The sequence below is a fragment of the Marinibaculum pumilum genome (assembly GCF_042646425.1).
Lineage (GTDB): Bacteria > Pseudomonadota > Alphaproteobacteria > Ferrovibrionales > Ferrovibrionaceae > Marinibaculum > Marinibaculum pumilum.
The window spans coordinates 262,693-268,793 of the sequence record NZ_JBHRTR010000048.1; the positions used below are offsets into that span (position 1 = coordinate 262,693).

7 protein-coding genes are annotated in these 6,101 nt (G+C 69.6%); 2 read left to right on the forward strand and 5 right to left on the reverse strand.

The annotated features are described in order from the left end of the window. Positions 1–150: 150 nt before the first annotated feature. The 5 genes from ACFOGJ_RS26265 to ACFOGJ_RS26285 all read right to left on the reverse strand — a co-directional run bounded on the left by ACFOGJ_RS26265 (position 151) and on the right by ACFOGJ_RS26285 (position 4,533). Complete coding sequence (locus ACFOGJ_RS26265) at positions 151–837, reverse strand: DUF2848 domain-containing protein (RefSeq protein ID WP_379906225.1); 687 nt, start codon at positions 835–837, stop codon at positions 151–153. Between the two features lie 4 nt (positions 838–841). Continuing rightward, on the reverse strand, positions 842–1,222 hold the full coding sequence (locus ACFOGJ_RS26270; protein ID WP_379906226.1) for a cupin domain-containing protein: 381 nt from the start codon (positions 1,220–1,222) through the stop codon (positions 842–844). A gap of 22 nt (positions 1,223–1,244) precedes the next feature. Then, on the reverse strand, positions 1,245–2,720 hold the full coding sequence (locus tag ACFOGJ_RS26275; protein ID WP_379906227.1) for a 4-hydroxyphenylacetate 3-hydroxylase family protein: 1,476 nt from the start codon (positions 2,718–2,720) through the stop codon (positions 1,245–1,247). Positions 2,721–2,748: 28 nt separating this feature from the next. After that, complete coding sequence (locus tag ACFOGJ_RS26280; protein ID WP_379906228.1) at positions 2,749–3,288, reverse strand: MarR family winged helix-turn-helix transcriptional regulator; 540 nt, start codon at positions 3,286–3,288, stop codon at positions 2,749–2,751. A gap of 63 nt (positions 3,289–3,351) precedes the next feature. Then, positions 3,352–4,533, reverse strand: a complete 1,182-nt coding sequence (locus tag ACFOGJ_RS26285; protein ID WP_379906229.1) for a substrate-binding domain-containing protein — start codon at positions 4,531–4,533, stop codon at positions 3,352–3,354. Positions 4,534–4,660: 127 nt separating this feature from the next. On the opposite strand from ACFOGJ_RS26285, the gene ACFOGJ_RS26290 reads away from it, so the two are divergent. Together ACFOGJ_RS26290 and ACFOGJ_RS26295 are read left to right on the forward strand one after the other, a co-directional pair. Further along, positions 4,661–5,218: a MarR family winged helix-turn-helix transcriptional regulator gene (locus tag ACFOGJ_RS26290; protein WP_379906230.1), complete on the forward strand. Its 558-nt coding sequence runs from the start codon at positions 4,661–4,663 to the stop codon at positions 5,216–5,218. Positions 5,219–5,328: 110 nt separating this feature from the next. Beyond that, a complete protein-coding gene (locus ACFOGJ_RS26295) occupies positions 5,329–5,967 on the forward strand; it encodes a cysteine hydrolase family protein (protein WP_379906231.1) in 639 nt (212 codons plus the stop codon). The last annotated feature ends 134 nt before the right edge of the window (positions 5,968–6,101 follow it).

Here is a 6,101-nt window from a genome sequence, read left to right on the forward strand (position 1 = left end):
TTTGACAGAAACGGTGTCGTTCTCGGGCTTGACCCGAGGACCCATTCCGCAGGCCGCTCAGATACCTCGCAGCTGGCGGAATGGATCCCGGATCAAGTCCGGGATGACAATCGTGGGTTTTGTGTCGCTTCCATCTTTCCCGCGAACGCCCTACCCCGCCACCGGCAGCGGCCGGATCCGGTAGGCGTGGCGCAGGCTGCGGCCCAGCACCGGGTCTTCCAGCTCGATCTCGAACAGGTCGGCGGGGCGCAGGCCGCCATGCACCGCCAGGGTGCCGCAGTACATCGCCAGGCCGGCGGGGCGGGGGCCTCGCTGCAGATAGCCGGACAGCAGGTCCTGCGGGTCGCGCATGGTGGTGACCGGGCCCTCCTGGTAGAGGCTGCGCTCGCCGTCGGTCGTGGCCCATGAGCGAAGGACCAGGCGGTCCCAATGGTCGGCCAGGTCGGCATGGCGCCACAGGGTGCGGCCGACCGGCTTGGCGCAGGCCTGCTTCGACCAGGTGACGCCGGTCTTCTCCAGCTCGCGGTCGGTATGGTCGGAGCCCAGGCCGACCAGCAGCTCGCCGCCGGCGGCGAAGACCACGAACTCCACCTCGCCGGAGGAGGTGGTGCCCGCCACCTCGATCTCGCCGTCCTGGGTCAGCAGGCTGGCGGCCACCCGGTAATAGGTCGGCGTCTGCGCCGGGCGCGGCACGCCGATTTCCTCCAGCTCGCGGATATGGGCCTCCATCGCCTCCCGGTCGCGGCCGGTCCAGCCGGCGATCACCAGGCTGTCGACCTCGATGTCCATGGCGACGGGGGCAGCCCCGGCCGGTTCGCAGGTGAATTCCAGACGCATCGCTTCACACCGGGTCGTAGTAGTGGATTTCCAGGAGGACGCAGCCGCCCTCCGACTTGAAGGGGCCGTGCGCCGCACCCGGCGGCCGGCAGGCATAGGTGTCGGGGGCGAAGGCCTCGCCGCCGCGTCCTTCCGCATCGTTGCCGACCGTCAGGTCGCCGGACATCAGGTAGACCTCCTCCCAATAGTCGTGGACGAAGGGCGCGGTGGTGAACACCCCCGGCGCGAAGCGCAGCAGGCGGGTGCGGCTGCCGCGCTTGCCCGCCTCGTCCAGGCTGCCGGAGAGAATCTTCTGCTCGATGCCCGGCGGATAGCCGGGCGGCACCTCCCAGCCGCTTGTCATGTCGACGGCGTGGAATTCGTCATGTGCCTTGTTCACCGCCATGGCTGTCCTCCGGTCGGTTCGGTTATTCCGCCGCGCGGCGGGTGATTTCTTCATCCAGGCTGTAGCTGTCCAGCATGCCATCGACCATCGCGGCGGACCGCTCCCAGTCGTAGGTGCGGAAGGAATGGTTCTTCGTCACGAAGGATGCGCCGGCATAGAACATCTCGTACTGCGTGTGGCGGGAGGCGAATTCCGAGCCCAGCGCGTCCCAGGCCAGCTTGAAGAACTTCACCCGGCCGCGGCTGTCGGTCGCTGGCGATTGCTGCGTGCGCTCGATCAGCGCCGCAAGCTCCGGGTCGGCGAAGTCGGCGATGCCGGAGGGCAGCATGATCAGCCCGCCGCCGGCCAGGTCGCGCAGCGCGGTGACGACCTGCGGATAGAGCTGCTGGGTCAGCACCTGCGCGGCATAGAGGCTGTGCCGGTCGGGCACGAAGAAGTGCCCGTGTCGGCGGCCCTTCGCCTCCATCGCATGCACCATCCCTTCCACCATCGCCGCCTGCGCGGCGAGCTGGCCCAGCGCCTCCCGCACCTGCGGGAAGGCGGTGGTGCCGTTCACTTCCGCGATGCGCCGGCCGAGCCCGACCAGGAAGCGCATCTTCACCATCAGCCGCACCTGCGCCTGGTAGTTCTGGTAGACATGGGCCGGAGTGGCGTGGAACTGCTTCTGGCACATGGCGACGTCCTGGTTCACGAAGACCCGGTCCCAGGGCACCTTCACGTCATCGAAATAGAGGACGGCGTCGTTCTCGTCGAAGCGGCTGGCCAGCGGGTTGTCGAAGACGCTTCCCGCCTCGCCCTCGTAGGATTTCCGCGACAGCACCTTCAGGCCCTTCGCGTTCATCGGGATCGCGAAGGACAGCGCGTGGGCCGCGTCGCCGGGCGCCAGCGGCTGGATGCAGGTGACGAAGACCTCGTTCGCCATGATCGCGGAGGTGGCCAGCATCTTCGCGCCGCGCACCGTCAGCCCGGTGCCGTCCTGGTCGACCACGCCGGCGGTGAAATGCTCGCCGCTCTGTTCATGCGCCGCCTTCGACCGGTCGGCCTGCGGGTTGATGATCACGTAGGTCAGGAACAGGTCGTTGTCGCGGGCATGGCGGTAATAGCCCTCCAGCGCATCGGCGCGGGCCGGGTCATGCTCCCGGAAGACCTCGATCCCCATCGCCATGCCGGAGATGCAGGAGGCGACATGGTCCGGCGACCGGCCCAGGAAGCCGCAATGCAGTTCCTGCCAGCGCTCCATCGCCAGGCGCCGCCGCACCAGGCCTTCCTGGTCGGCCGGCTGTTCCCAGATCCGGTTGCAGCGATTGCCGCCGCCGGAGTCATAGGTCATCAGCGCGGCATTTTCCGGGTCGGCCACGAAGTCGTAGAGCCGGCCGCTGGTGGCCACCGCGTTGCGAAACGCCCGGTCGGTGGTGACGTCGGCCACCCTCCGGCCGTCGATGAACACCGCCCGTCCGTCGTTCAGGGAGGCGATGTGGGTCGCGCCGTCTCTCAGCATGGCCGGTTCCTCCGTTCCGATGTCGCGTTCATCCGCCGCGCGCCCTGCGCCGGGGCTGCGCAAAGCCCTCCAGCAACGCCAGCGCATGGTCGGCGTCGGTCACCAGATCGCCGGCGATCGCGGAAAGGCGCTCGAAATCGCTGCGGTCCAGGGAGGCGAAGAGGGCATCGTTCACCGGCCGCTGGCTGGGCGCCAGGGCGTCGAGCCGGGCGCGGCCGGCTGCCGTGACGGTCAGCAGGACGCGGCGGCGGTCCGCCGGGTTGGGGCGCTTGTCCACCAGCCCGGCCTCCGCCAGCTTGCCGGCCTCGATGGTGACGAAGGCGCCGGAATGGCCCAGATGGTCGGCGATCGCCTTCACGCCGACGCCGCGCTCGCCCTGCAGATGGGCGATGCAGATCAGGATCGTGTACTGCACGCCGGACAGGCCGATGAGCTGCCCGAGCCCGGCCCGCACCGCCTCCAGCCGGCCGGCGAAGGCCAGCAGCCGGTGCAGCAGCTGCCGGAAGCGGGCATCGCTGTCGCCGTCCAGCAGTTCCGGGCGGCTGATTGTCAGGGGCGGCTGATCCATGCGGCTCTCTGATTGGGAGCCGGTAAATTAGCTTTGAAATTTAGTTATTGCAAATGGAAGCACCTACCCCCGCCCCAGTTCCCGCGGCCAGATCGCAGCCGGCGGTGGCGCCGCGGCGCGGAAGCCCAGGGTCTCCAGCGCGCGCAGGTAGGGCCCGTCCGCTGCGGCGATATGGACCGGGGCCCCCAGATGGTTGCCGGCCAGGGTACAGTGGCCGCGCGGGCCGTCCAGGCCGGCGCCCTCGGCGGCCAGCTGCAGGCGGTAGAGGTCCAGGCTGCCGGCGCGGGCGGCGAGGGCGGACAGCAGGTGCAGGCCGTCATGGCAGGCGACCGCATAGCGGTTGGGCACCGGCGCCATCCGCCCGTAGCGGTCCGCATAGCGGTCCCGGAAGGCGCGCGCGGCCGGATCGGCGGAGAGATTGGCATAGCCGGTGGCGGAAAACAGATTGCTGGATCCGGCGGGGCCGATGCCCATCAGGGCGTTCTCGCAGAGGACGGGCGCGGCGCGCACGACGCCATGGTGCAGGCCGCGGGCAGCGAACTGGCGATTGAACAGGATGCTGTCGGTGCCGACCAGGTAGATCAGCACGGCATCGGCGCCGCTGGCGGCGATCCGGTCCAGGCAGGGCTGGAAATCCTCCGTGCCCAGCGCCAGGAAGTCGCGGCCGGCAATCCGCCCGTCGGCCGCGCCGATATAGCGTTCCGCCAGCGCCAGCGAGGTGCGCGGGAAGACATAGTCGTTGCCGACCAGGTACCAGCGGCGTGCGTCGCGATGGCGGGCCAGCCAGGCGAGCAGGGGTTCCAGCTGCATCTCCGGCGTCTCGCCGCAGACGAAGACGCCGAAGGCATATTCGCCGCCCTCGTACAGGGTCGTGTAGATGTAGGGAACGCGACCGCCCAGGGCCTTCACCAGGGCGATGCGGCTGGGGCTGACATGGGAGCCGATCAACGCTTCCACCCCGCCGGCGATCATCGCCTCCGCCCGCGCGACGACGTCGGCCGGGCTGCCGCCGCCATCCTCCACGACCAGGTCCACCGCGCGGCCGAGGATGCCGCCGGCGGCATTGATCTCTGCCGCCGCAAGCATCGCGCAGTTGACGGAGGAGGGGCCGAACAGGCCGATCGGCCCGCTCTGCGGTGCCAGCAGGCCGACCCGCAGCGGGCGCAGGCGGGGCGGGTTTCTCCGGCCTGCCGATCCACCGGTCGCCGTCGCAGCCCCCATCGCGCAGCCTTCTCCCCCGATCATGGAAACGTCACGGTTCCGCGCCTTCCGCCGGCCGGCGACGGCCGGTATCATGCCGGGATACGGCGCCGGGAAGCGCGGCCGGGACCAGGATCGAACCATCCGATCCGATGGGAGGATTGAAACAGGCATGCCTGCCAGAAGCAATCAAGCCGGCAGCGGCCGCGGCGACATCAGGCGTGGCGGCAGCCCCGGGGAGCGCCCCGGGGAGCACCCTGGGGAGCACCCTGGCGAGCGGCGGCCGGCGGCCGGGCGCAGCCAGCCCGGCACCTATCTCGACTATGTGCTGGCGCAGGCCAGCGAACGCATCCGCCGCGACCTCTCCGCCGCCATCGCCCGCCACGGGCTGCCGCTGGAGATCTGGCACATCCTGACCCTGCTTCAGGACGGTCGCGGCCGCGCCATGGGCGAGGTGGCGGAGGTGGCGCTGCTCAGCCTGCCGACGGCGACCCGCACCGTCGACCGGATGGTCGCCGAGGCGCTGGTCTATCGCGCCCCCGACCCCGAGGACCGGCGGCGGGTCCTTGTGCTGATCTCCGACAAGGGGCGGGCGCTGTGGCGCAAGGTGAAGCGCGATGCCGACCGGCACCAGAAGGCGGTGATCGCCCGCTTCGGCGATGACTGGGTGCAGGAACTGATCGCCAAGCTCGACGAACTCGCCACCGGCGAGGGCGGCGACCGGGCCTGAGCAGGACTGATCCTTCCATCTGGAAGCAAGTGGCGCTACCCTTCCGGCTGAGGCGGCGCGGGACGCCGCGCCTTGCCGCCACCCACCTGCAGGCCGGGGGAGCACCGATCATGGCTGACTACCAGTTGATCCCGTCGAAGACCGCACTGATCAATGTCGACATGCAGAACGCCTTCGTGGAGGGCACGCCGCTCTCCGCGCCCGGCGGCGTGGCGCTGCTGGAGCCGGTGAACCGCCTGGCCGCCGCCTGCCGCGAGGCAGGCATGATGGTGATCCACACCCTGCACGTCGTCCGTGCCGACGGCTCCAACCACGGCACGATGGGCGAGCTGATCGAGCCTGTCCGCGCCGGCTATATCAACGAGGGGACGGAGACGGCGAAGCTGCATCCCGGCGTCGATGTGGGGCCGAAGGACATCATGCTGTACAAGCCGCGCTACGGCTCCTTCTCCGGCACCGACCTGGACATGCTGCTGCGCGGCAACGGCATCGACAGCATCATCGTCACCGGCATCTGCACTAACATCTGCTGCGAGACGACGGCGCGCGAGGCCGGCATGCGCGACTACCACGTCTTTTTCACCTCCGACGGGACGGAGACCTTTCCCGCCGGCGAGCTGAGCGTGGCGGACATCAAGAAGGCGACCCTGACCACCCTGGGCCTGGCCTTCGCGAAGATCGTCAGCGTCGACGAGACCATCGACCTGATCCGCCGGGCGTCGAACGCCGTGCCGGCGGCGGCCGAGTAGGGGAGCAGCACGCGCGGCCCGCTCTTCATTGTCCGTCATCCTCGGGTCGAGCCCCAGTGCTGTCCGGCACATTGCTTGCTCATGTGAGTTTGAGTTCGAGTTGTGGGCCGGCTTCGGGTCTTCGGTTCCTGTCT

Bases quoted from the DNA above. Each gene is read 5' to 3' on its own strand.
- ACFOGJ_RS26265 (WP_379906225.1), bottom strand. From the start codon at position 837: ATGCGTCTGGAATTCACCTGCGAACCGGCCGGGGCTGCCCCCGTCGCC.
- ACFOGJ_RS26270 (WP_379906226.1), bottom strand. From the start codon at position 1,222: ATGGCGGTGAACAAGGCACATGACGAATTCCACGCCGTCGACATGACA.
- ACFOGJ_RS26275 (WP_379906227.1), bottom strand. From the start codon at position 2,720: ATGCTGAGAGACGGCGCGACCCACATCGCCTCCCTGAACGACGGACGG.
- ACFOGJ_RS26280 (WP_379906228.1), bottom strand. From the start codon at position 3,288: ATGGATCAGCCGCCCCTGACAATCAGCCGCCCGGAACTGCTGGACGGC.
- ACFOGJ_RS26285 (WP_379906229.1), bottom strand. From the start codon at position 4,533: ATGATCGGGGGAGAAGGCTGCGCGATGGGGGCTGCGACGGCGACCGGT.
- ACFOGJ_RS26290 (WP_379906230.1), top strand. From the start codon at position 4,661: ATGCCTGCCAGAAGCAATCAAGCCGGCAGCGGCCGCGGCGACATCAGG.
- ACFOGJ_RS26295 (WP_379906231.1), top strand. From the start codon at position 5,329: ATGGCTGACTACCAGTTGATCCCGTCGAAGACCGCACTGATCAATGTC.